This is a genomic window from Enterobacter sp. E20 (genome assembly GCF_000801755.2).
GTDB lineage: Bacteria > Pseudomonadota > Gammaproteobacteria > Enterobacterales > Enterobacteriaceae > Enterobacter > Enterobacter asburiae_B.
Genome location: NZ_CP012999.1, coordinates 2515764 through 2538577 on the forward strand (window position 1 = coordinate 2515764; position 22814 = coordinate 2538577).

Sequence of the window (22814 nt, forward strand, 5' to 3'; positions counted from 1 at the left end):
TTTTTTATTTACAGCGCGATACGAATGACGTCGTCAGGCTGGGTGGCTTCCTGCTGGCGAGTCGATTTTTGTTTCACCGTCACGTACAGGGTTTTGCCATCCGCAGAGAGCGCCAGGCTGTTCGGGTAGACCGGCGTGTCGAAGGTTTTTGTGACCTTATACGTTTTCGCGTCGATCACGCTCACCTTGCCGGCTTCACGGTGCGTCACATAGGCTTCATTGCGGGCCGGGTTAAACAGGACCGCCAGGGACTCCGGCGCGGCGATTTTCTCAATCACGCTGCCGTCTTTCAGGTTCACCACCAGCACTTCCGGCTGTTTTGAATCGGTCAGGAACGCGCGCTGGCCGGCGGTATCGAGGCTGAGGTTCAGGTAGAAGTGCTCTTTACCGTCATCCTGCACCTTTTTGCGGCTCAGGATTTTATTGGTGGCCGTATCTATGGTTACCAGCTCGCCGTCCGCATTCGTGGTATAGAGGCGTTTCGCCTGCGCATCCAGCGCCAGACCGGTGCTGTACGTACCGGTATTGGCAATGGTCTCTTTCAGCTTCAGCGTGGCGCCATCCACCACCCAAATCACGCTCTCTTTGCCGACGCCGGTGATGTAAATCGTGTTGCTCGCGTCATCCGCCACCAGCTGGCGCGGCTGCAACGGTTTCACGGTTTCGCTGCGCTGGCGATTATCAAGCACCAGACGCCCTTTCACGTCGCCCGTTTTCGCATCGATGGCCGTCACCGCGCCGTTGATGGTGTTGCCAAACCACAGGGTTTGCGTCGCGCCGTCGAGCGTGGCGCCAAAGGGTTTGAGATCGCTATGAATCGCCTGCGTCACGTCCAGGGTGACCGGGTCAAGGCGATAGATAACTCCGCCCTTATCGGTTTTGCGGCTTTGCGAGGTCGCCACCCACAGCGCATTCTCCTGCTGGCTGACCGCCATTTCATACGCCCCTTTGCCCACCGCTTTACGCAGCACCTCTTCGGCGGCATGCACCTGGAACGTCCCGGCAAGCAGTAAAGTGGCAGACAGCAGTGACAGGCTCAGACGCGGCGAGCACAGATGACGTAAAGACATAACAATTCCTTTTCTGAAAAGAGGGGTTTGGGCTGACATCACTTCCGGCAGGCAACGTCATGGCATTGCCTTTTGATAATGAGAATAGTAATCATTAATGAACTGAATGTGGAGTTTTTCTTTCGCGCTTCGCCTTTCATTAACGCAATGTACGGTTATAGTTTTCAAAACATTTACAAAACCTTTAACATGTATGGACATGTTCCATTTGGTTCGTTTATACACCACAACCGGTTTTATTCATGAAAATCATTTCTGCCCGTAAGGCTTCTCTCCCGCTGCTGCTGGTTCCCGTTATTTTCGCGCCGCTAACCGCAATGAGCGCGGAGGAACAGACCATGATCGTCAGCGCCACGCCGCAAACCGTATCGGAACTGGATACCCCGGCCGCGGTCAGCGTCGTCAATGGCGATGACATGCGCCACGCCGCGCCGCGCATCAACCTGTCTGAATCTCTTGGCAGCGTCCCGGGACTGCAAATTCAGAACCGCCAGAACTATGCCCAGGATCTCCAGCTTTCAATGCGTGGGTTTGGTGCCCGCTCAACGTTTGGCGTGCGCGGTATCCGTATGTATGTCGACGGTATCCCTGCCACCATGCCGGACGGACAGGGCCAGACCTCTAACATCGATCTCTCCAGCGTGGAGAGCGTTGAAGTGCTGCGCGGCCCCTTCTCTGCCCTTTACGGCAACGCCTCCGGCGGCGTGATTAACATCAACACCCAGACCGGGCAGCAGCCGCCGACCATTGAAGCCAGCAGCTATTACGGCAGCTACGGTACCTGGCGCTACGGCATGAAAGCCACCGGCGCGATGGGTGACGGCACCCACGCGGGCGATGTGGATTACACCGTTTCCACCACCCGCTTCACCACCAAAGGCTACCGCGACCACAGCGGCGCGCGCAAAAACCTCGCTAACGCCAAACTGGGCGTGCGCATTGATGACGTCAGTAAGCTGACGCTGATTTTCAACAGCGTGGACATGAAGGCCAACGATCCGGGCGGGCTGAGCTATCAGGAGTGGCAGAACAATCCGCGTCAGTCTCCGCGCGGCGATCAGTACAACACCCGCAAGACCATCAAGCAGACCCAGGCCGGTCTGCGCTACGATCGTCAGCTCAGCACCCAGGACGATCTCAGCGTGATGATGTACGCCGGCGAGCGTGAAATGACGCAGTACCAGTCGATTCCGTATCAGCCGCAGCTGAAAGCCTCCCACTCCGGCGGTGTGATCGATATGCAGCGACACTATCAGGGCGTGGATACCCGCTGGACGCACCGCGGCGAGCTGCTGGTGCCGGTGACGTTTACTACCGGCCTGAACTACGAAAACCTGAGCGAAGATCGTCGCGGATACGAGAACTTCGTGATGAACAACGGCGTGCCGGATTACGGCGTGAAGGGTGACAAGCGTCGAAACGAACGTAACCTGATGTGGAACGTTGACCCTTACCTGCAAACCAGCTGGCAGCTGACGCAGAAACTGTCGGTGGATGCGGGGGTGCGCTACAGCTCGGTCTGGTTTGATTCCAACGACCATTACGTTACGCCGGGCAACGGCGATGACAGCGGTGACGCGAGCTATCACAAGTGGCTTCCGGCCGGTTCCGTGAAGTATGCGGTGACGGACGCATGGAACCTCTACGCTGCCGCAGGGCGGGGATTCGAAACGCCAACCATCAACGAGCTCTCCTATCGCGCCGATAACCAGGGCGGCCTGAACATCGGCCTGCAGCCGTCCACCAACAACACGTATGAAGTGGGCAGCAAAACCCGCATCGGCAATGGCCTGCTGACCGCGGCGCTGTTCCGCACCGATACGGATGATGAGATCGTGGTGGATGCCAGCTCTGGCGGGCGTACCAGCTATAAAAATGCCGGAAAAACCCGTCGTCAGGGGGTGGAAGTCTCCCTCGACCAGCAGTTTGCCGAGAACTGGAAGCTGAAGATGGCGTGGACTTACCTTGATGCCACCTACCGGACTAACGTCTGCAGCGACGCAGACTGTAACGGTAACCGGATGCCGGGCATTGCCCGCAACATGGGTTACGCCTCGTTTGGCTGGCAGCCGGATGAAGGCTGGTACGCGGGTTCAGACGTGCGCTACATGAGCGATATCATGGCCGATGACGAGAATACGGCGAAAGCGCCATCGTATACGGTGGTCGGGCTGAACACCGGGTACAAATTCAACTACGGCAGCTGGGGCATGGACGTCTTTGGCCGCGTCGATAACCTGTTCGATAAAGAGTACGCGGGCTCGGTTATTGTCAACGAGTCTAACGGTCGTTATTACGAGCCTGCACCAGGCCGTAACTACGGGGTCGGGCTGTCGGTCTCTTATCGCTTCGAGTAAGCGATAAGAAAAGTTTATTTAATTAATGAAATAACGCTCCTGATGGCAATAAACCATCAGGAGTTATTCACCAGATAAATAATTAGGGGCGAAATATAGTCGCTCTGCTAAATAATCTCTTAGTTAAAATATTGTCGCTGTAAAAGCAAATTCGCTTCATCAATCACCTTATCAATCGCCTTCTGACAGGCAACAACATCTCTTCGCTCCAGGGCGGAAAGCAGTTCGTCATAGTGATATGTCGAGGCTTTGATGTCGTTAAGCTCCTGATGCAGATAGTTCATACAGGGCCCGATGCGTACCCACAGCTGCTCAATTAAGGCATTAAGCGTTGGCATTTCTGCATACTGATAAAGCGTAAACCGGAAGACGCGATTCGCATGCAACGCCTGCTGGACGTTCCCGTTGCGCATGGCCTCATGAAAGGCATCCGACAATTTGCGCAACGCCTCCAGTTTGCTATCAGACATATTCTGACAGGCCGCGGCGACCGCCATCGGCTCAAGCTGCTTGCGGATAGCGTTAATCTCGTTATAGCGCTCCAGCGTGACCTCCGGAACCAGAAATGCCTGCGCCGGCGTGGCGTGTAACGCCCCTGATGACACCAGCCGCAAAAGCGCCTCGCGAACAGGGGTAATACTGGTTCCTAATTTATCGGCAATCTCTTTCGTAATCAGTCGTGCCCCAGGTTTGAGTGAGCCTGTAATTAACGCTCCTTTCAAACTGTGTTCAACTTGCATGGTAAGACTGACCCTTTGGGCTTTTTCTAAGTGGTCCAAATCAAGCATGTTCAATTCCTGTAGCTAAAACTTAATGCTATTTTTAAACGCCAGTTTTAATAAAACGACGCTGGTCCGATATATCCTGTATCGTCATGCCTGGTGGTGGGAAGTACGTAAAAACATCAAAAAAGCAAAGTTTGTTTTTTTTATTGGTTCCGGGCCCATCCGGGATGCGGGCGCGAAATGCCATGTCCATTAATTAAAGACAATATATCGTATCTTCACAAATAAATATGGCGGGAAACCCCGCCATAATGCTGTTTATTTATTGTCACCCGCGACGCGAATCACGACTTTGCCGAAGTTACGCCCTTCGAGCAGGCCAATCAGCGCCTCGGGCGCGTTCTCCAGTCCGTCCGTTATCTGTTCGCGATAGTGAATTTTGCCCTCCTGCACCCAGCGCCCCATCGCTTCCTGGAACTCCTTAATGCGGTGACCGTAATCCTGGCCGATGATAAAGCCCTGCATACGAATGCGTTTCTTCAGGATGGTCGCCATCAGGAGCGGCAGGCGATCCGGCCCCTCGGGCAGGCCCGTCGCATTGTAGCCGCTCACCAGGCCGCACACCGGCACGCGCGCGGAGGTATTCAGTAACGGCAGCACGGCGTCAAATACTTTCCCGCCGACGTTTTCATAATAGACGTCAATCCCGTTCGGGCAGGCGCGTTTCAGCTGTTCGGCAAAGTCGGCCGCGTGATGATCCAGACACAGGTCAAACCCGAGGACCTCAACGGCATGGCGGCATTTTTCAGCCCCACCGGCGACCCCGACCACCCGGCAACCTTTGATTTTACCGATCTGCCCGACGGTCGCGCCAACCGGGCCTGTCGCCGCGGCGACCACCAGCGTTTCGCCCGCTTTTGGCTGCCCGATATCCAGCAATCCCATATAGGCGGTAAAGCCCGGCATGCCCAGAATACCCAGTGACCAGGAAGGATGTGACGGATTTTCGCCCAGCTTCACCAGGCCGCTGCCGTCCGAGAGTTCATATTCCTGCCAGCCGCTGTAGCCCAGCACCCACTCACCCGGTTTGAAATCGGGATGATTCGACTGCTCAACGCGGCTAACCGTTCCCCCCACCATCACCGCGCCAATCTCAACCGGAGGGGAATAGGATGGCGCATCGCTCATGCGCCCCCGCATGTACGGGTCCAGCGACAGCCAGACGGTACGCAGCAAAAGCCGCCCTTCAGCCGGGGCGGGAACCGGCTGCGTTTCGAGACGAAAATTTTCCGCGACCGGCGCACCCTGAGGACGGGAGGCCAGTACCCAGCGGCGATTTTGCGAAACAGGTTGATTCATCGGGATCTCCTTCTGGTACAAATGTCATTACAGCCTGGCTCAGGATCCGCGTTATCGCATTAGCATTACGAGGCAGACTGGTTAAGCCGTACAACCAGATAGATGCAGGTTTCATTCGTTTCGTTGATGAACCGGCAGTCATTTGGCGGCCCCAGCTCGAGACAGTCTCCGGCGTGCATTTCGTGGCGCGTATCGCCCTCCTGAAACACGAGCTCGCCGGACTGGAGCCAGATAAGCTGGCGTGCCAGCGCGTAAGATGATGCAGGCATCGGAACATCGCTGCCCGCGGGCAGTTCAACCTGAACAAGGTCGATGGGCAGATCGGTGCGGGGAGAAACATGGCGGCGGAGGTAGTGTGTCTGCGGATCTCGCCAGACGGGCTGGTTGGCAAGGCGCAGCAGCTTGCCCTCCTGCATTTCGGCCCGGGCAATAAGCGTTGACATGCTGATACCAAACGCGCCGGACAGGCGAGCAAGCAAGGTGGCCGTCGGGCTGCTGTCTCCGCGTTCAATCTTGTGGATCATCGCGCGCGAGACCCCGGCCCGGTCAGCAAGCTCGCTCAGGGACCATCCGCGAGACTCGCGTTCAAGGCGAATTCTTGCGCTAATCCGTTGATTCATCGTGTCTGTTATGGTGTTCATGACGTCATACTATAGTGTATGAACGGCATTTCAATGGGCTTTTGATAACAAAAAAATATGGCTTATGCCGTAGCGATCGGGCGATACGATTGTGTAATATCGTAGGAATAATGTAATACTATAGTAAACAACACACAGAGGGTTAATCATGATCGTTCGTCATGCCTGCAAGGAAGACTGCGCTGCGATAGGCGAAATCTACAACCACGCGGTGCTGCATACTGCCGCGATCTGGAACGATAAAACCGTCGATACCGATAACCGAATCGCGTGGTTTGAGGCGCGCACGCTCGCGGGTTACCCGGTTCTGGTGAGTGAAGAAAACGGCGTTATCACCGGTTACGCCTCTTTCGGCGACTGGCGCGCCTTCGACGGTTTCCGTCATACGGTTGAGCATTCGGTCTACGTCCATCCGGGCCATCAGGGAAAAGGCATTGGCCGCACGCTGATGATCGCGCTGATAAACGAGGCCCGCGCCATAGGCAAACACGTGATGGTGGCCGGTATTGAAGCGCAAAACCATGCCTCGATTCACCTCCACGAAACGCTTGGTTTTGTCACCACGGGGCAGATGCCGCAGGTGGGAACCAAGTTTGGCCGCTGGCTGGACTTAACCTTTATGCAGCTGCAGCTGGACGAGCGCAGCGATCCGGACGCTATCCCATGAATCAATCCCTGACCCTGGCGTTTCTGGTGGCGGCGGGAATAGGTCTGGTGGTGCAAAATACCTTAATGGTGCGCATCACCCAGTCCTCCTCCACCATTCTTATCGCGATGCTGCTGAACTCCCTGGTCGGCATTGTGCTGTTTGTCAGCATTCTGCTGCTGAAACAGGGCGTCTCCGGATTCAGCGAGCTGGCCGCAACGGTGCGCTGGTGGACGCTTATTCCGGGGCTGCTGGGGTCGTTTTTCGTGTTTGCCAGCATTAGCGGGTATCAGAACGTTGGCGCGGCGACGACTATCGCCGTGCTGGTGGCAAGCCAGCTGATTGGCGGGCTGGTAATGGACGTGCTGAGGAGCCACGGCATTCCGCTGCGCGCCCTGATTGGCCCGGTATGCGGCGCGGTGATGCTGGTCGTCGGGGCCTGGCTGGTGGCGCGACGCCAGTTTTGATCGTTACAGTATGGTGCCGCCTTTGGTCAGCTGTTCCTCACGCGCGTCCAACTCCTCTTTATGCTGCTTACCGTGGTGCGAAATCGCGGTACGCAGACGCTGCTGCTGGGTGTAGCGTTCTTCACGACTGAGCTCTGCGTCATCGCTTAATTCGATCAGCAGTTCATTCATATGGGTGATGACGCTCTCTTCAATAGCGGCATCCACACGGGCGGTAACTTCGCTTAAATGTGACATTGTCACTCCTTGTAATGTGCCCGGTGGCGCTACGCTTACCGGGCCTACGGGTGCCAAATGTAGGCCCGGTAAGGCGTAGCCGCCACCCGGCAATAAAACGCTTAGTTCAGCTTCGCCTTAGAGAAATCGCTGCCCATCAGGCTCACGCTGTATCCGGTCACGTTGCTGCGGGTCGCATAGAACGTTTTCCCGTTTGCCAGTGCGATCCACGGCGCCTGCTGGTAGAAGATCACCTGCGCCTGGCCGTAGAGTTTCGCGCGCTCGGCCGGGCTGCTGGTCAGCTTCGCTTTTTGCACCAGATCATCATAACCCTTATCGCACCAGCGCGCGGCGTTTGATCCGGTTTTAATGCTGTTGCAGCCCAGCAGCACGTCGGCAAAGTTGTCCGGGTCGCCGTTATCGGACATCCAGCCAAACAGCGCGGAGTCATGTTCGCCTTTACGCATTCCGGAGAGATATTCCCCCCACTCGTAAGAGACAATTTTGGCCTTCACGCCGACTTTCGCCCAGTCGCTCTGGATCATCTCGGCGATACGGCGCGAGTTCGGGTTGTACGGACGCTGAACCGGCATTGACCACAGCGTGACTTCCGCCCCCTTCTCCAGCCCCGCCTGCTTCAGCAGCGCTTTCGCTTTTTCAGGATCGTAGCTGTAGTCCTTCAGGTCTTTATTAAAGCCCAGCATATTTGGCGGGATCGGCGATTTTGCCACCGTACCGGAACCCATAAAGACCGCATTGACGATAGCCTTCTTGTCGGTCGCGTAGTTAAGCGCCTGGCGCACCAGCACGTTATCAAACGGTTTTTTCTCGGTGTTAAACGCCAGATAGCCGACGTTTAGCGCATCGACCGAGTGCAGCGTCAGGTCTTTGTTGTTCTTGATGGCGTCAAACTGAACCGGGGACGGTGCAGGAATAATCTGGCACTCGTTGGTCTGCAGCTTCGCCAGACGGGTTTCCACGTTCGGCGTGATGGAGAAGATGAGATGCTTCGTCGGCACCTCGCCTTCCCAGTAGTTCGGGTTAGCGACGTAGCGAATCAGCGAATCTACCTTGTACTGCTGCAGGACATAAGGCCCGGTGCCAATCGGCCAGGTGTCCACGTTTTCAGGCGTGCCTTTTTTCAGCATCGCGTCGGCGTATTCGGCGGAAAGAATCGAGGCGAAATCCATCCCCCAGTCGGCCAGAAACGCGGCGTTAGGCTCGCTGAGGGTGAACTGAACGTGATAGTCGTCGACCTTTTTCACGTCCTGAATCAGCTTATCGAGCCCGACGTCGTTAAAGTATTCGTAGTTGCCCTGCGACACGTTGTGATACGGGTGTTTAGGGTCTTTCTGACGCAGAACCGAGAAAATAACGTCATCGGCGTTAAAGTCGCGCGTCGGTTTGAAGTATTTATTGCTGTTGAACTTCACCCCTTTGCGCAGGGCAAAGGTATAGGTCTTGCCGTCCGGCGAAATCGTCCAGGACTCCGCCAGCGACGGGACCGGGGTGTTTTTCACCGGGTCAAAATTGATCAGGCGGTTGTACAGTACCTGAGAGCTGGCCACAAAAGACGGGCCAGAGCTGGCGATTTGCGGGTTGAAGGACTCGGGTGACGCTTCAGAACAGTAAATAAGGGTGTCGTTGTTTGCCGCCCATGCGGCACCGGCTGGTAACAGCGCGCTCAGCGCAAGGGCGAGCAGTGTTTTCCCTGTAGACATGGTTATAACCCTGACAGTTTTATTATATAAGACAGTAATAACAGCACAGGCGATATGACCTGGCAAATAACGAAACACTATCAGGTTATTCTAAAGCCGCGTTTTTTGCTGTTTTAACAGCCAGCGCCCGAAAAGGTGATTTGCCTTAAGGGCCATTATTCGTCAAGCACAACCGTCACTTTCTATGCCGCAAGAAATCGCTCCTTTTAGCGTCTCTTCCCCCGTTTGGTTGCTTCCTCGTTTCGTTAAAGTAACGGTGTGAAGAAGTATATGGGATCAAATCGTGGCAAAAACTCTTTTACGCAGCGGTAACCTGGATGACTTTCAGGCCGTGGGCGGCGGCGGACAAGCCGTTTTTGAATCAGCGTTACAAATCCGGGAAGCGCTCCGGTTGCGCAAACAACAGGCCATCGTCGACTGTCTGGCTATTCCGCAGGTCAACGACAGCGGTGACCGCGTGGACTGGTATTCCCCCGTTGAAGGGAGCGTAACCAGCTGGAAAGCGGCCGATGAAGATGACCGTTATCGCGCCCTGCGCTACCTGGAAAACACGCTAGCCAGCGTTGAGTCGTTAAGCAAGAAATGCCTCCAGTCCCCCAAAACCGCGCAGCAGCTTTTTGGGTCTCTGCTGTCAAAGGCGTTTCAGTTCCCGGGTGAAAACTTCCTCTTCCTGGTGGACGGAAAGCCGGTCATCAGCTTCTGGGGGTTTGTAAACCTGAACGAAAATGCGCGCGACGATGTCCTCGACTGCCTGCGTGAATCGCTGGTCCCTGAGCCCGCCCCCGTTGTGATTGAAGATCCTGAACCCGAGCCTGAGCCAGAACCGGTGGTGGCCTTTGAACACGCCGACGAGCCGCTGATCGCCCCTTCCACGGTGGTGCGCATCACGCCGGAAGATCTGTATGAGCCTGAGCCGGCCCCGGCCGTTGCGCAACCCGTTCAGGAACCGGCTGTGCCGATCGTCGCGAAAAAGCGCCGCGTTCCCCTGTGGACGCTGCCGGTTGCCGCAGTAATCGTTGCCGCCATTGCCGCACCGTTGCTGTGGCCAAAACAGCCGCCTTCCGCTGAACCCGCCCCGGCGCCTGCACCTCAGCCCGTCGAGATTGCGCCTAAGCCGATCAAAGCGGTTGAGCCGCTGGCCATGAAATTACCGCTGCATCAGGCAGAGGTCCTGGCAAGCAAAGAAAAAGAGCCTGCTCTGGCGCCTGCGCCACAGCCTGCCCCGGTGGTGATTGTCGCCATCCCGAAAGATGCCATGGTGATGGAAGCGAATCAGGTGAAAGCGGGATCGACGCGTTTCCTGAACGGCACCTGGCGTGCGGTTCTGGACGTGAAAGATCCGGTTACCGGCAAGCCGCCGTCAATGCGCTATCAGATCCAGAACAATAAGGGCTTCGCCCGGGTTGTCCATGGCGACAACGTAGTCTGCCGCGCGGAAGTGTTCTCCGGCCTGCACAGCAACGGCGAGCTGATGATTAAAAGTCGCGGTACTGCCCGCTGCACCGACGGCTCCCGCTACCCGATGCCGGAGGTTGCCTGTAAAGCAGGCGCCAGCGATATCGCAGAATGTCGCGCCCGTTATGATGCCAATACCGTCGTTCCCCTGACGTTCAAGAAAGCAGGTGCCTGATCCTATGCTGGTTAATCTTTGCGACTATAAACAAAGCGTCACGCTTATTGCCAACAGCGGCGTGCAGTTCCTTGATTTCGGTCTGACGCCGCAGGACACCGCCAGCAACGGGCGCTTCGTACGTAAAACCGCGAACGGCCCGCTTCTGCGGCTCGATTTCGACCTGGTTAACGGGCGCTATACCGTGCCGGGAACGAACGGCGGGCAGCCTGAAGTGGTTAAGCCGGAAACCACCATCCCGCTGCATCAGTCCCTGGCGGTGCTGGACGGCGTCTGGCTTCCGGTTCCGTTCCTGCGCTTCAACCCGCCGCGAACCTTTGTTGAGGGGCCGGATAACTGGGCCCGCGTTCAGGTGCGCAGGCTGGATACACCCGATACGGCAGGCAATACGCACCGCGTCACGCTCGCCCTTGACAGCCAGATTGCAGAACACGCCACGTCCGCCCTGTCCCCGGTTGAAAACGATATTCTGAACGGGACCCGATTCGCGCTGGCCTGGCGAGACAACGAAGTTGAAAGTTTCCTCGACCAGACCTGGATTGACGGCTGGCTGCGCGAGGCCTTTACCCAGTATGCCGACGGCGTTGAAAACCGCTCAGAACGCGATCTCCAGCAGGCGATGCGCGGGTTTGAATATCAGGCCCACTGGCTTAACCTGCTGACCATGCTCGGTGAACAGCTCACCGTGCCGGAAGTGAAATTTGTTACCCATACGCTCAGCACGCCTGCCATCCCGGTCGACCTGATCCTCGACGTGGGCAATACCCACACCTGCGGCGTCATTATTGAAGACCACGGCGATGCGAACGATGGACTGCGCCAGACCGCCGAGCTGCAGGTACGCTCATTAAGCGAGCCGCAGTTCCTGAATGCGCCGCTGTTCACCAGCCGTCTTGAGTTTTCGGAAGCGCGTTTTGGCAAGCAGCACTTCTCGGTTGAGAGCGGTCGCGAAGATGCCTTTGTCTGGCCGTCGATTGTTCGCGTGGGCGATGAAGCCCGCAAGCTGGCGATGCAGCGTCTTGGGACCGAAGGCAACAGCGGCATCTCCAGCCCGCGTCGCTACCTGTGGGATGAAACGCCGGTCGTGCAGGACTGGCGCTTTAGCCAGATGAACAGCAAAACCCAGCGTGAGCCGCTTGCCACCGCGTTTCCGCTGATGAACCTGATGAACGATGACGGCGAACCGCTCTTCACGCTGCCGCAGGACGAGCGGCTGCCGGTCTTCTCGCCGCAGTACAGCCGCAGCACGCTGATGACGCACATGCTGTGCGAGCTGCTGGCGCAGGCGCTGGGGCAGATCAACAGCGTCGCCACGCGCCTGCGTCTGGGCTTCCCGGCATCGCCGCGCCAGCTGCGCACCCTGATCCTGACCCTGCCCTCGGCCATGCCAAAGCAGGAGCGCGAGATTTTCCGTCGCCGTATGTTTGAAGCCATCGCCATCGTCTGGAAAGCGATGGGCTGGCACCCGCAGGATGAGGATTTTGTCACCCGCAAACAGCAGGATAAAAGCGTGGTGCCGGTTCCTGAAATCCAGATGGAGTGGGATGAAGCAAGCTGCGGTCAGCTGGTCTGGCTGTATAACGAAGCGATCTCCCGCTTTGGCGGTCAGACCGAAGCCTTCTTCGCCTCCCTGGCCCGCCCGGACCGTGAGCCTGAGCCGGGTAGCCAGCCGGGCCGCGCGCTGCGCGTCGCGTCCATCGACATCGGCGGCGGCACAACGGATATGGCGATTACCCATTATCAGCTGGATGACGGTTCCGGCAATAACGTCAAAATCACCCCGCAGCTGCTGTTCCGTGAAGGCTTTAAGGTCGCGGGCGACGATACGCTTCTGGACGTGATTCAGCGCTACGTGTTGCCTGCCCTGCAAACGCAGCTGCAGAAATCCGGTATCTCGGACGCTTCGCTGCTGATGGCGTCGCTGTTCGGTGACTCCGGGCGCATAGACACCCAGGCCGTACTCCGCCAGCAAACGGCGCTTCAGCTTTTTATGCCGATTGGCCACGCTATTCTTGCCGCGTGGGAATCGAGCGACGTTGACGATCCGCTGGCCGGTCTGCATGCCACCTTTGGCGATCTCCTGCCGCAGAAACCGACCCGCAACGTCATGAATTATCTGCAGCAGGCGATCGATCATGCCCTGCCTGCGGGTTCAGACGCGTTTGACCTGTTCGCCGTGCCGCTGCACGTGAACTTCCGCGAAATGCAGGATGCGATGCTGGCCGGGCAGTTTACGCTGGCCTCGCCGCTCCACGCGGTGTGCGAGGCGATATCCCATTACAGCTGCGATATTCTGCTGATCACCGGACGCCCCGGCTGCCTGCCTGGCGTTCAGGCGCTGATTCGTCATCTGCAGCCGGTGCCGGTCAACCGTATCGTCTGGCTGGATAAATACCAGGTGCACGAGTGGTATCCGTTCAGCCAGCAGGGGCGCATTGGCAACCCGAAATCAACGGCCGCGGTGGGGGCCATGCTCTGCAGCCTGGCGCTCGACCTGCGTCTGCCGCGCTTCAACTTTAAAGCCGCGGACATTGGCGCGTATTCAACCGTGCGGTATCTCGGCGTGCTGGATAACACCGTTAATACCCTGCGCGAGGAAAACGTCTGGTATCAGGATATCGATCTTGATAAACCCGGCGCGAAGCTCGACGCGCGTCTGCACTTCCCGCTGCGCGGTAACGTTACCCTCGGCTTCCGCCAGCTGGCGAACGCGCGCTGGCCCGCCACGCCGCTCTACACGCTCAGCATCAACTCGGCTGAACTGGCGAAAGCCATTGCCGGTGACGGCGTGCTGAACGTGCGGCTGAAGCTCTGCGGCGGCAGCAAGCAGGAAGGTCCTGAGGCCTTCGAGCTGAGCGATGCCTGGCTGCAGGACGGCACGCCGGTTGCCCCTGACGCATTAACCTTCAAACTGAATACTTTGGCCGATCGCCGACACAGCGGTAGCCACTACTGGATCGACAGCGGGAGCGTATACCTGAAATGACAGCGACGACGACCACCACTCAAGCCTTAATCGGGTGGATTAATGAGACGCGCCTGAACGCCCCTGTGCTGGATAACGATGCTGACGCCCTGCTTGCTCGCATCAACGCGGCGCAGGCGCGGGAGCAGGCCATTGAACGCGCCATGACGCGCCAGAGCAGCATTGGGCTTTACGGTCATTCGCAGAGCGCGAAAGCCCATCTGCTGTTATCCCTGTGCGGCAGCGGTAATGGACGCCTGAACGTGACGCCGGGCCAGCGCACCTTTGACTATTTTTCGCATATCAATCCGGGACATGCCCTGACCAACATGGCCGTCCGCTTCACCCGGGAAAGCCCGGAGGTGGCGGATGAGGCGTTCCCGCTGCGTCTAAGCCTGGTCACCGAGGCCGAGCTGGTACAGCTCTTTATTGCCCGCACGACGCTGCATCCGCAGATGCGCGCGGTAGACAAGGCGGTCATTGAGACACGTCTGGAGAAATGGCGCGGGCTGCGCCAGCCGCAGGGCGTGCCCGGCATCACGGCTCAGGAAGTGGGTGCGATAGCCCGCTTCTGGCAAAGCACCGTACCCGCCGCTAAACAACAAATTGATGATGCCCTGTGGCATGAGTTCGCCCGGCTGGTGCCTTCTCTCGATCTCAGCACGCGGGCCAGCGTCTGGTCGCTGCTGTGGGGCGAGCAGCAGGAGTTGACCCAGCAGTGGTTAAAACTGGCGCATGTGCTGCACCAGACCAGCCATGCCGGCGAGCTTGCTGCCCCGCTTAGCCTGCTGGTGGACAGCTTTGGCCTGCCGGGTGAAGGGTTCCTGACGCACGACGGCACGTTAGATCTTCAGGACGCGCAGGAGACGCTGCTTCATCCGCTGAATAGCGGTGAAATGCTTAACGCCATCAGCATCCCCGTCGACGTGCTGGCCTTCCTGACCCGCGAGCTGGTGCTGCCGGTTGAGAACGGCGCGCTGGATAACGTCGATATTATTGATATTCCTGTTTTTGAAGATAACCGTGCCGACCCGCTACGCCAGGCGAAGTCCCAGTGGCTGCTCGAGCATTACCGTCAACAGCTTCAGCCGGATGTGCTGGTGATTTGTAATGCGACGGCGCAGCACGAACAGACGGCCAAAAAAGCAAAAGTGCTGATGAACTGGGTCAAGGAGACGCAGCCTGCTGAAGAATCTGCCCTGCCGGGGCTGGTATGGGCGATTACGCCACACGACGCCCGCTTTACCACCCGACAGAATCTCGATGAAGCCGTACAGCATCTGCTCGGAAAGCCGGGTTTACGCTGGGGCACGCTGCAGGCGCTGGACAGCCACAGCATGCAGCGCGTCATCGAATGGCTGTCTCAGGCCACGCTGCCCGCCCAGCGACAGAAGCGTCTCGGCACGCTGAAAGGCTTGCTGCGACAGGAGCTCTCATCGCTGATGCAAAGCTATCTGGCGCCGCTGGTTGAAGAGCCGGGGAAAAGACGCGCTCAGGCCGAAAGCATGGTGCGCACGCTGCAAAGCAGCGCCGCCCGCCACGGCGAACTGCTTGAAGGCCTGCTGCCGCCGCTGAAAGCCTTTGAAACGCTGCTCGCCGTTCAGCAGCCGCGCGAGGAGCAGGTGAACGGGCTGTTTACGGACACTATTGACCTGTTTGCCGAGAACGCGCAGGAAAGCACCGGCCTGTTCCAGACAAAAGACAAAGCGCGCCTGGCGCACAGAGTCTGGATAAATCATCTGCGTCAGTGGAGCCGCAATGAGGCCACGGCCGCGCGCCTCGGGCTGGAGCCTGCGGTATTACAGCAAATCGCGGATGTGCTGGTGGTCACCAGCTACCGGCTTAATCTGCCTCAACAGCTTCAGCGCATTGTTGAAGCGGATAAAAGCAGCGCGGCACAGCTGCATGCCGTGATGGGCAATTTCATTGGCTGGCTGGGTTATGACCAGACGCCCGTGTCTACACGTCCGGCAAGCCGCATCCGCAGGGGGCAGGCAATCTTCGTCACGCCGGTGGTCAGCAGCGCGGAGCCTCGATTGACGCGCCTGGGGGAACAGCCTGTGCATGCGGCTACCGCATACGTTTACGACTGGCTGGTCGCCCTCTATAGCCGCGCGATAGAGAACATTGATTACCAGCATCAGCATGATGTTCAGCCTGACGCTCGTCAGGCACTACGGGCTTTGATAAAGTAGCCGCCTTTGTTGCCGGGTGGCGCTGCGCTTACCCGGCCTACATTTCGCAACGATGATAAATTGCACAATAATCAAATCGTCATACACCCGGCTAACGTCTGTGCCAGGGCAGACGGATTTTCCCACGACATCGAATGCCCCGCCGCAGGGATGATTTTTACCTCAACGCCCTTTTGCTTCAGATTGTCCACATCGTCATCCGGCAGAGACAGCTCGCCGAAAATCAACGTTACCGGGCAAGGAAGTGACAGGAACTGCGCTTCCCATTCGGGCTCAACGCCCGCCACCAGGCTCGATGCGCCCCGCCAGACGGCATATGGCGCATTGCTCTGCAGACACCCTGCCCACGCCGTTTTTTCCGCGCTGAGCATGGCGTCATAGCCCTGCGTCAGAAACTGCTGCTCGGTTTGCGCTGCAATAGACCGGCTGAACATCCCCCCACCCGAATGAAAATTGGGCTCTGACACCATCAGCCCCTTCACGCGCGACGCCAGCAGCCCCGCCGTTTCGATAGCAATGCTGCCGCCCATGCTGTGGCCGTATAACCAGAAGGCATCCAGCTTAAGGTGGTCAATCAGCTCCGCCACAACGTGGGACTGGTCGGTGGTTTTATAGCTGTAGTGCTCAGGCTTGTCGCTGTAGCCGCTGCCGGGCAAGTCGATGAGGATCGCTCTGCGCGAGCCAAACAGCGGGTCATGAACGACACGGGGATATTCATAGGAAGAGGCGCAGCCCAGCCCGTGAATGAACACCACGGGATCGCCGGTGCCGGGCAGGTCATGCCAGCGCACGGTACAACCGGCCTGCTGCGAGTAAAAACTGTTCATAAGCACTCCTTTTACGATGCACTGTGTATTTATACAGTTAGCGTATCGGGAATGCCATATTCATCTTTTAAAAATGGAAGCGTGCTTCAGAAAAGCGAGACCAGCAGCGCAACGGGAAAGCTCATTGGCCAGGTTGACCCCACCAGAAAAGCGCTGAGCAGGCGGATACGTTTGCGGTCTTTAGAGAGGAACCAGGTAATTAATGCGCAGATGGAAGCCATGATTGCGTAAAAAACCAACATCTTTTGATACAACGTCATTCTGTATACCAGAGCCGAAAAAATAACCGCACGCAATATGCGTCATATGTTGATACAGATCAAGTTTTTTCGTTACAGAATAACCACTTAAAAATTACGGATAATAACAATTGAGTATCTTGCGTAACACTCCCGGCGGGCGCGGGAAACGCCTGGCCGCGCATGCGACCAGGCGCGACGGACTTAGTGTTTGATCATGACATGCCGCACGACCGTATAATCCTCAAGCCCGTAGACCGACATATCTTTGCCGTAGCCGGATAATTTCATGCCGCCGTGCGGCATTTCGCTCACCAGCATAAAATGGGTATTCACCCAGGTGCAGCCGTACTGCAGCCGCGCGCTCAGGCGATGGGCGCGGCCCACGTCTTTGGTCCAGACCGATGACGCCAGGCCATACTGCGAATCGTTCGCCCAGGCCAGCACCTGCGCCTCGTCGTCAAATTCGGTGACGCTCACCACTGGGCCAAACACCTCCCGCTGAACGATGGCGTCGTCCTGTTTTGCCCCCGCCAGCAGGGTTGGCTGGAAGTAGTAGCCTGCCCCCTCTTTTTTGCTCCCGCCGGTGACAACGCGGATATGACCGAGTGCTTTCGCCTCATCGACGGCCTGACAGACGCGTGAAAGATGGGCGGCCGAGCTGAGCGGCCCCAGTTCGGTCGAGGCATCCTCCGGCGCACCCATTTTAAGGCTGGCTACCGCTGCGCCCAGCTTTTCCACCAGCGCGGCATAGATGCCCTTCTGGGCATAAATACGGCAGGCCGCCGTACAGTCCTGTCCGGCATTGTAGAAACCAAACGTCCGCACCCCTTCGACAACCGCATCCAGGTCGGCATCATCAAAGACGATAACCGGCGCTTTACCGCCCAGCTCCATGTGGGTGCGTTTAATGGAGGACGCGGTATGGCCGAGGATATGTTCCCCGGTAGCAATCGAACCGGTCAGCGAGACCATACGAACTTTTTCATGTCCGGTAAGCGGATCGCCGACCGTTTTACCCCGGCCAAACAGCACGTTCAGAACGCCTGCCGGGAAGATATCTTTTGCCAGCTCTCCCAGCTTCAGCGCGGTCAGGGGCGTGATCTCCGAGGGCTTAATCACCACGCAGTTCCCAGCCGCCAGCGCGGGTGCCAGCTTCCAGGCCGCCATCATCAGCGGATAGTTCCAGGGGGCAATAGAGGCAACCACGCCCACCGGATCGCGACGGATCATCGACGTGTGGCCGTCAAGGTACTCCCCGGCGGCCAGCCCGTTCAGACAGCGGGCGGCCCCGGCGAAGAAACGGAAAACGTCGACCACCGCCGGAATTTCATCACCCAGAGCACAGTGCAGCGGCTTGCCGCAGTTGAGGGATTCGAGCCGGGCAAAGTCCTCCCCATGCGCTTCAATCGCATCCGCCAGCTTCAGCAGGCACTCGGCACGGGTTTTCGGCGTGGTTTGCCCCCACTCACCAAAAGCACGGTCGGCCGCCTGAACCGCCGCGTCGACCTGAGCCGCTGACGCCTCGGCAATCTCCAGCAGGAGTTCTCCAGTGGCCGGGTTATAGACCGGCTGTTTTTCTCCCTCTCCGGTTACCAGTTTTCCCTCTATCAGCAGTTGTGTTTGCATAGCATTTTCCTGTTGAATTCACTGTTATTTCCCGCTGCCGGCAATGTTCTCGCCGTCGCGGGTTAGCCACCAGGCTCCCAGAATGGGGATAGTTGTCACCAGCATCACCAGCAGTGCTACAACGTTGGTGACCGGCACGTCGCGCGGACGACCGAGCTGATTGAGCAACCACAGCGGTAACGTGCGCTCGTGTCCCGCCGTAAACGTTGTGACGATTATCTCGTCAAACGACAGGGCAAACGCCAGCATTCCCCCGGCCAGCAGCGCGGAACCCAGATTGGGCAGCACCACATAGCGGAAGGTTTGCCATCCGTCGGCCCCGAGATCCATCGACGCTTCCACCAGGCTCCAGGAGGTGCGTCTGAACCGGGCAATCACGTTGTTAAACACCACCACCACGCAAAAGGTGGCGTGTCCCACCACGATGGTGAAAAAACCCGGCTCAAGGTCAATCGTTTTGAATGCCGTCAGCAGCGCCAGACCGGTGATGATCCCCGGTAACGCAATCGGCAACAGCAGCAACAGCGAGATCGCATTCTTGCCAAAAAACTCGCTTCGCCACAGCGCCGCTGCAGCAAGCGTGCCAAGCACAAGGGCAATTGCGGTGGAGAGCGCGGCAATCTGAAGTGACAACGTCACGGATTCAATAATATCGCCGCGCCCCGCCGCCACGCTGAACCACTTCAGCGTCAGCCCCTGCGGCGGAAAGCTGAAGGCCGCGTCTTCGGTATTAAAGGCATAGGTCGCGATAATCAGCAGCGGGAAGTGCAGGAAGATGACGCCTCCCCAGGCTGCCACTTTCAGGAACAGCGGTGCGCGTTCAGAGTGCATCGAATGCTCCCAGACGTTTCACGAACGCCAGATAGAGTGAAATCAGCACGATGGGCACCAGCGTGAACGCGGCGGCCATGGGCATATTGCCAATGGCACCCTGCTGTGAGTAGACCATGTTACCGATGAAGTAACCCGGCGGCCCCACCAGCTGTGGAACGATGAAATCCCCCAGCGTCAGGGAAAAGGTGAATATTGAGCCTGCCGCAATTCCCGGGATCGCCAGCGGCAGAACGACGTAGCGAAAGGTCTGGCGAGGACGCGCGCCGAGGTCGGCTGAGGCCTGCAGTAGCGAGGCAGGCAGGCGTTCCAGCGCCGCCTGGACGGGCAGGATCATAAACGGCAGCCAGATATAGACGAAGACCAGAAACCGTCCCAGCCCGGAGGTGGACAAGGTGTTGCCGCCAATCGCCGGGAGCGTAAGGAGTGAGGTCAGGATCGGCTCCAGCCCCATATGGTTGAGAAACCACTGCGCCACCCCGTCCTTCGCCAGCAGCAGCGTCCAGGCGTAGGCTTTGACGATGTAGCTCGCCCACATTGGCAGCATCACAGCAATATAGAAAAATGCTTTCCACTTGCCGCGGGTGTATCGCGCCATGTACCAGGCCATCGGGAATGCCAGGATGGCGCTGGCTATCGTCACCGCAATCGCCATGGTTAACGTGCGCAGTATGATGTCGTAGTTTGCCGGGTTGAAAAGCGCCTGAATGTTCGCCAGGGTCAGATCCGGCGTGACGGCCATGGTGAAATCGTCAAAGGTGTAAAAACCTTGCCACAGCAGGGTCAGAAGCGATCCTAAATAGACGATGCCAAACCACATGAGCGGCGCGAGCAGAAGCAGGAACAGGCCGAGCGACGGTTTACGCCAGAACAGCGCCGTCATGCGGCTTAAGCGCCCATGCGAGGCGGGAGGATGCGCAACGCTCATAGACATTTCACCTCTCCTCGTGCAGGCGAATCATCGCCTCGCGTGACCACGACGCCATCACCGCCTGCCCCGGCGCAATGCCGCTCAGCGGTGAGGTTTCACTGAGATTGGCCTGGCTCACCAGCAGCCTGGCGCCATCTGCGAGCTTCAGCTCCAGACGCGTGGCCGCTCCCTGATACTGAACGGCCTGCACGATGCCCTCAACCTGAATCTCTCCGCCCTCATTTAGGCGTATATGTTCCGGACGCAGGGAATAGCTGCCTTCCATGCCGCAAATTTTCTGCGCAAGGCCCGCATCAAAGACGTTGGACGTGCCGACAAAACCGGCGACAAACGGCGTGCGCGGACGCATGTAGAGATCGCGCGGGGTATCCACCTGCTCGATGCGCCCGTTATTGAACACCGCCACCCGGTCTGACATGGAAAGGGCCTCGCCCTGATCGTGGGTGACAAAAATAAAGGTGATGCCGAGTTCCTGCTGAAGCTTCTTCAGCTCGAACTGCATCTGTTCACGCAGTTTGAGATCGAGCGCACCTAAGGGCTCATCCAGCAGCAGGACGCGCGGCTCATTAACCAGCGCCCGGGCGATGGCGACACGCTGTCGCTGGCCGCCGGAAAGTTGCGAGGGTTTGCGGGCAACGGCAAAGCTCAGGCCCACTTTTTCCAGGGCATCACGGGCCTGCGCATGGCGTTTTTTCTTGTCGATGCCTTTGACCATCAGCCCGTAGGCAACATTGTCGAGAATCGACATATGCGGGAACAGCGCGTAGTCCTGAAAGACGGTGTTCACATCCCGCTCCCAGGGAGGCAGTTCGCTCGCCTCTTTGCCGAAGATAGAAATCGTGCCGCCTGACAGCTGTTCAAAACCCGCTATCAGACGCAGGCAGGTGGTTTTGCCGGAGCCCGAAGGCCCCAGCATGGAGAAAAATTCTCCATCACGAATAGCAATGGTGACCCCATCCACCGCCCGTACGTCGCCGTACAGACGGGAAATATTGTTAAACTCTACCGCGTACGTCATGTTCTGCTCCCGGGCAATTAACGACCGCCCATGATGGCGATGTAATCCTGCGTCCAGCGGCTGTAAGGGACAAATTTGCCGCCTTCTGCGATGGGGGTTTTCCAGAACATGATTTTGTCGAACTCGTTATAACCGTTTGTTTCGCAGCCTTTCTCACCCAGCAGCGTGCTGGCCTTACACCCTTCTGCAACCACGGGCAGGGAGCCAAACCAGGCCGCCAGATCGCCCTGCACTTTCGGCGTCAGCGACCAGTTCATCCACTTGTAGGCGCACATCGGGTGTTTTGCCTGGGCGTGCAGCATGGTGGTGTCCGCCCAGCCGGTCACCCCCTCTTTCGGGAAGACGGTAGCAACGGGCTGGTTCTCAGCCTTCAGCGCATTCGCCTGATATGGCCAGGCGCTGGAGGCCACGACGCCTTCATTTTTGAAGTCGCTCATCTGGACGGTGGTGTCATGCCAGTAGCGGTGGATCAGCGCGTGCTGGTCGCGAAGCACCTTGAGCACGGCGGCATACTGTTTTTCGGTGAGCTGATACGGGTCCTGGATACCCAGCTGCGGCTGCGTGGCTTTGACGAATAGCGCGGCATCGGCGATATAAATCGGCCCGTCGTACGCCTGCACGCGTCCCTGATTGGTTTTACCGTCCGGCAGATCCTGTTTGGTAAAGACCACGCTCCAGCTGTCCGGCGGCGTCGGGAAGGTTTTGGTGTTGTACATCAGCAGGTTTGGCCCCCACTGATACGGCGTGCCGTAAACTTTCCCGCCGACGTTAAACCATTCCCCTTTTACAATCCGCGCGTCGAGCGTTTTCCAGTTGGGGATGAGGTCCGGGTTAATGGGCTGAACGCGTTTACCCATGATCAGGCGCAGGGAGGCGTCACCCGAGGCGGTGACCAGGTCATATCCCCCTTTCGCCATCAGGCTGACCATTTCATCCGACGTGGCCGCCGTCTTGACGTTGACCGCACACCCGGTCTCTTTTTCAAACTGGGTGACCCAGTCATAATTTTTATCCGTCTGTCCGCGTTCGATGTATCCCGGCCAGGCGATAATATCCAGCCGACCTTCCCCGTCGCCGATGGCCTTTGGTGGTTCTGCGGCTTGCGCTGTCATGATAGTCATGCCGAGCGCGCACAGGCTGCTGCGGGCAAAATGTTTGCTCATAAGAGTTACTCCTGTCGCAATGAAATTTAGCGGCAGCCGTGCCGTAAAAATATCTCCCTTATTAAACGTAGACCGCGCAAATGCGCCGCACCGTACGGCTTCAGGAAATTTCATCAAGGTGTGACCGAGGGCGCATTCCCCGTTAACTGGATTATAGACAAGGAGTTAGCCGCGAGAGACGGTA

At 57.9% G+C, this 22814-nt stretch carries 19 protein-coding genes; 6 read left to right on the top strand and 13 right to left on the bottom strand.

Going from position 1 to position 22814, the window contains the following annotated elements:
- Positions 1 to 8: 8 nt before the first annotated feature.
- Positions 9 to 1070 carry a 7-bladed beta-propeller protein YncE gene (gene yncE, locus NI40_RS11855; protein ID WP_039262863.1) on the bottom strand — a complete coding sequence of 354 codons (1062 nt, stop codon included), beginning with the start codon at positions 1068 to 1070 and terminating at the stop codon, positions 9 to 11.
- A 242-nt stretch (positions 1071 to 1312) separates the two neighbouring features.
- Here yncE and pqqU point away from each other — a divergent pair, with 242 nt between their 5' ends.
- Positions 1313 to 3427, top strand: coding sequence for a TonB-dependent receptor PqqU (gene pqqU / locus NI40_RS11860; RefSeq protein ID WP_039262864.1), 2115 nt, complete (start codon positions 1313 to 1315; stop codon positions 3425 to 3427).
- Between the two features lie 119 nt (positions 3428 to 3546).
- Here the strand turns inward: pqqU and NI40_RS11865 are convergent, their stop codons facing one another.
- The 3 genes from NI40_RS11865 to NI40_RS11875 form a co-directional block, all read right to left on the bottom strand.
- Positions 3547 to 4215: a GntR family transcriptional regulator gene (locus NI40_RS11865; RefSeq protein ID WP_023311981.1), complete on the bottom strand. Its 669-nt coding sequence runs from the start codon at positions 4213 to 4215 to the stop codon at positions 3547 to 3549.
- Between the two features lie 255 nt (positions 4216 to 4470).
- Positions 4471 to 5511 (bottom strand): NADP-dependent oxidoreductase, encoded by a 1041-nt coding sequence (locus NI40_RS11870; protein WP_039262866.1) that lies wholly within the window; start codon positions 5509 to 5511, stop codon positions 4471 to 4473.
- Between the two features lie 65 nt (positions 5512 to 5576).
- A complete protein-coding gene (locus tag NI40_RS11875; RefSeq protein WP_023311983.1) occupies positions 5577 to 6152 on the bottom strand; it encodes a helix-turn-helix domain-containing protein in 576 nt (191 codons plus the stop codon).
- A 148-nt stretch (positions 6153 to 6300) separates the two neighbouring features.
- Here NI40_RS11875 and NI40_RS11880 point away from each other — a divergent pair, with 148 nt between their 5' ends.
- Together NI40_RS11880 and NI40_RS11885 are read left to right on the top strand one after the other, a co-directional pair.
- A complete protein-coding gene (locus tag NI40_RS11880; RefSeq protein ID WP_039262867.1) occupies positions 6301 to 6819 on the top strand; it encodes a GNAT family N-acetyltransferase in 519 nt (172 codons plus the stop codon).
- Complete coding sequence (locus NI40_RS11885; RefSeq protein WP_039262868.1) at positions 6816 to 7265, top strand: DMT family transporter; 450 nt, start codon at positions 6816 to 6818, stop codon at positions 7263 to 7265. The genes NI40_RS11880 and NI40_RS11885 overlap by 4 nt, the downstream gene beginning before the upstream one ends.
- A 3-nt stretch (positions 7266 to 7268) precedes the next feature.
- Here NI40_RS11885 and NI40_RS11890 read toward each other — a convergent pair whose 3' ends face one another.
- Together NI40_RS11890 and NI40_RS11895 are read right to left on the bottom strand one after the other, a co-directional pair.
- The gene (locus NI40_RS11890) at positions 7269 to 7502 is read right to left on the bottom strand and encodes a YdcY family protein (protein ID WP_039262870.1); all 234 of its coding nucleotides are present in this window, start codon (positions 7500 to 7502) and stop codon (positions 7269 to 7271) included.
- 101 nt (positions 7503 to 7603) lie between these two features.
- On the bottom strand, positions 7604 to 9202 hold the full coding sequence (locus tag NI40_RS11895) for an ABC transporter substrate-binding protein (RefSeq protein WP_039262871.1): 1599 nt from the start codon (positions 9200 to 9202) through the stop codon (positions 7604 to 7606).
- Positions 9203 to 9485: 283 nt separating this feature from the next.
- On the opposite strand from NI40_RS11895, the gene NI40_RS11900 reads away from it, so the two are divergent.
- Genes NI40_RS11900 through NI40_RS11910 form a run of 3 tightly spaced genes read left to right on the top strand, consistent with a single transcriptional unit; the run spans position 9486 to position 15992 of the window.
- On the top strand, positions 9486 to 10832 hold the full coding sequence (locus NI40_RS11900; RefSeq protein ID WP_039262873.1) for an SrfA family protein: 1347 nt from the start codon (positions 9486 to 9488) through the stop codon (positions 10830 to 10832).
- Positions 10833 to 10836: 4 nt separating this feature from the next.
- Positions 10837 to 13818: a virulence factor SrfB gene (locus NI40_RS11905; RefSeq protein ID WP_039262875.1), complete on the top strand. Its 2982-nt coding sequence runs from the start codon at positions 10837 to 10839 to the stop codon at positions 13816 to 13818.
- Positions 13815 to 15992, top strand: coding sequence for a virulence factor SrfC family protein (locus NI40_RS11910; protein ID WP_039262876.1), 2178 nt, complete (start codon positions 13815 to 13817; stop codon positions 15990 to 15992). The genes NI40_RS11905 and NI40_RS11910 overlap by 4 nt, the downstream gene beginning before the upstream one ends.
- A 71-nt stretch (positions 15993 to 16063) precedes the next feature.
- Here the strand turns inward: NI40_RS11910 and NI40_RS11915 are convergent, their stop codons facing one another.
- The 7 genes from NI40_RS11915 to ydcS form a co-directional block, all read right to left on the bottom strand.
- Positions 16064 to 16819 (bottom strand): alpha/beta fold hydrolase, encoded by a 756-nt coding sequence (locus tag NI40_RS11915; RefSeq protein WP_039262877.1) that lies wholly within the window; start codon positions 16817 to 16819, stop codon positions 16064 to 16066.
- A gap of 86 nt (positions 16820 to 16905) precedes the next feature.
- The gene (locus tag NI40_RS22820; RefSeq protein ID WP_013096478.1) at positions 16906 to 17079 is read right to left on the bottom strand and encodes a GhoT/OrtT family toxin; all 174 of its coding nucleotides are present in this window, start codon (positions 17077 to 17079) and stop codon (positions 16906 to 16908) included.
- A gap of 183 nt (positions 17080 to 17262) precedes the next feature.
- Positions 17263 to 18687, bottom strand: coding sequence for an aminobutyraldehyde dehydrogenase (gene patD, locus NI40_RS11920; protein WP_039262878.1), 1425 nt, complete (start codon positions 18685 to 18687; stop codon positions 17263 to 17265).
- A gap of 24 nt (positions 18688 to 18711) precedes the next feature.
- Positions 18712 to 19518, bottom strand: a complete 807-nt coding sequence (locus NI40_RS11925; protein WP_029741505.1) for an ABC transporter permease — start codon at positions 19516 to 19518, stop codon at positions 18712 to 18714.
- Entirely contained in the window at positions 19508 to 20452 is a 945-nt protein-coding gene (locus NI40_RS11930) for an ABC transporter permease (protein WP_023311994.1), read from the bottom strand. The genes NI40_RS11925 and NI40_RS11930 overlap by 11 nt, the downstream gene beginning before the upstream one ends.
- A 1-nt stretch (position 20453) precedes the next feature.
- Entirely contained in the window at positions 20454 to 21467 is a 1014-nt protein-coding gene (locus NI40_RS11935) for an ABC transporter ATP-binding protein (RefSeq protein ID WP_039262879.1), read from the bottom strand.
- A 17-nt stretch (positions 21468 to 21484) separates the two neighbouring features.
- Complete coding sequence (gene ydcS, locus NI40_RS11940; RefSeq protein ID WP_039262880.1) at positions 21485 to 22630, bottom strand: putative ABC transporter substrate-binding protein YdcS; 1146 nt, start codon at positions 22628 to 22630, stop codon at positions 21485 to 21487.
- Between the last annotated feature and the right edge of the window lie 184 nt (positions 22631 to 22814).

Coding starts and splice junctions, on each gene's coding strand:
- pqqU (WP_039262864.1), top strand. CDS start 1,313: ATGAAAATCATTTCTGCCCGTAAGGCTTCTCTCCCGCTGCTGCTGGTT.
- NI40_RS11915 (WP_039262877.1), bottom strand. CDS start 16,819: ATGAACAGTTTTTACTCGCAGCAGGCCGGTTGTACCGTGCGCTGGCAT.
- NI40_RS11875 (WP_023311983.1), bottom strand. CDS start 6,152: ATGAACACCATAACAGACACGATGAATCAACGGATTAGCGCAAGAATT.
- NI40_RS11925 (WP_029741505.1), bottom strand. CDS start 19,518: ATGCACTCTGAACGCGCACCGCTGTTCCTGAAAGTGGCAGCCTGGGGA.
- NI40_RS11865 (WP_023311981.1), bottom strand. CDS start 4,215: ATGCTTGATTTGGACCACTTAGAAAAAGCCCAAAGGGTCAGTCTTACC.
- patD (WP_039262878.1), bottom strand. CDS start 18,687: ATGCAAACACAACTGCTGATAGAGGGAAAACTGGTAACCGGAGAGGGA.
- yncE (WP_039262863.1), bottom strand. CDS start 1,070: ATGTCTTTACGTCATCTGTGCTCGCCGCGTCTGAGCCTGTCACTGCTG.
- NI40_RS11910 (WP_039262876.1), top strand. CDS start 13,815: ATGACAGCGACGACGACCACCACTCAAGCCTTAATCGGGTGGATTAAT.
- NI40_RS11890 (WP_039262870.1), bottom strand. CDS start 7,502: ATGTCACATTTAAGCGAAGTTACCGCCCGTGTGGATGCCGCTATTGAA.
- NI40_RS11885 (WP_039262868.1), top strand. CDS start 6,816: ATGAATCAATCCCTGACCCTGGCGTTTCTGGTGGCGGCGGGAATAGGT.
- NI40_RS11935 (WP_039262879.1), bottom strand. CDS start 21,467: ATGACGTACGCGGTAGAGTTTAACAATATTTCCCGTCTGTACGGCGAC.
- ydcS (WP_039262880.1), bottom strand. CDS start 22,630: ATGAGCAAACATTTTGCCCGCAGCAGCCTGTGCGCGCTCGGCATGACT.
- NI40_RS11930 (WP_023311994.1), bottom strand. CDS start 20,452: ATGTCTATGAGCGTTGCGCATCCTCCCGCCTCGCATGGGCGCTTAAGC.
- NI40_RS22820 (WP_013096478.1), bottom strand. CDS start 17,079: ATGACGTTGTATCAAAAGATGTTGGTTTTTTACGCAATCATGGCTTCC.
- NI40_RS11880 (WP_039262867.1), top strand. CDS start 6,301: ATGATCGTTCGTCATGCCTGCAAGGAAGACTGCGCTGCGATAGGCGAA.
- NI40_RS11895 (WP_039262871.1), bottom strand. CDS start 9,202: ATGTCTACAGGGAAAACACTGCTCGCCCTTGCGCTGAGCGCGCTGTTA.
- NI40_RS11905 (WP_039262875.1), top strand. CDS start 10,837: ATGCTGGTTAATCTTTGCGACTATAAACAAAGCGTCACGCTTATTGCC.
- NI40_RS11870 (WP_039262866.1), bottom strand. CDS start 5,511: ATGAATCAACCTGTTTCGCAAAATCGCCGCTGGGTACTGGCCTCCCGT.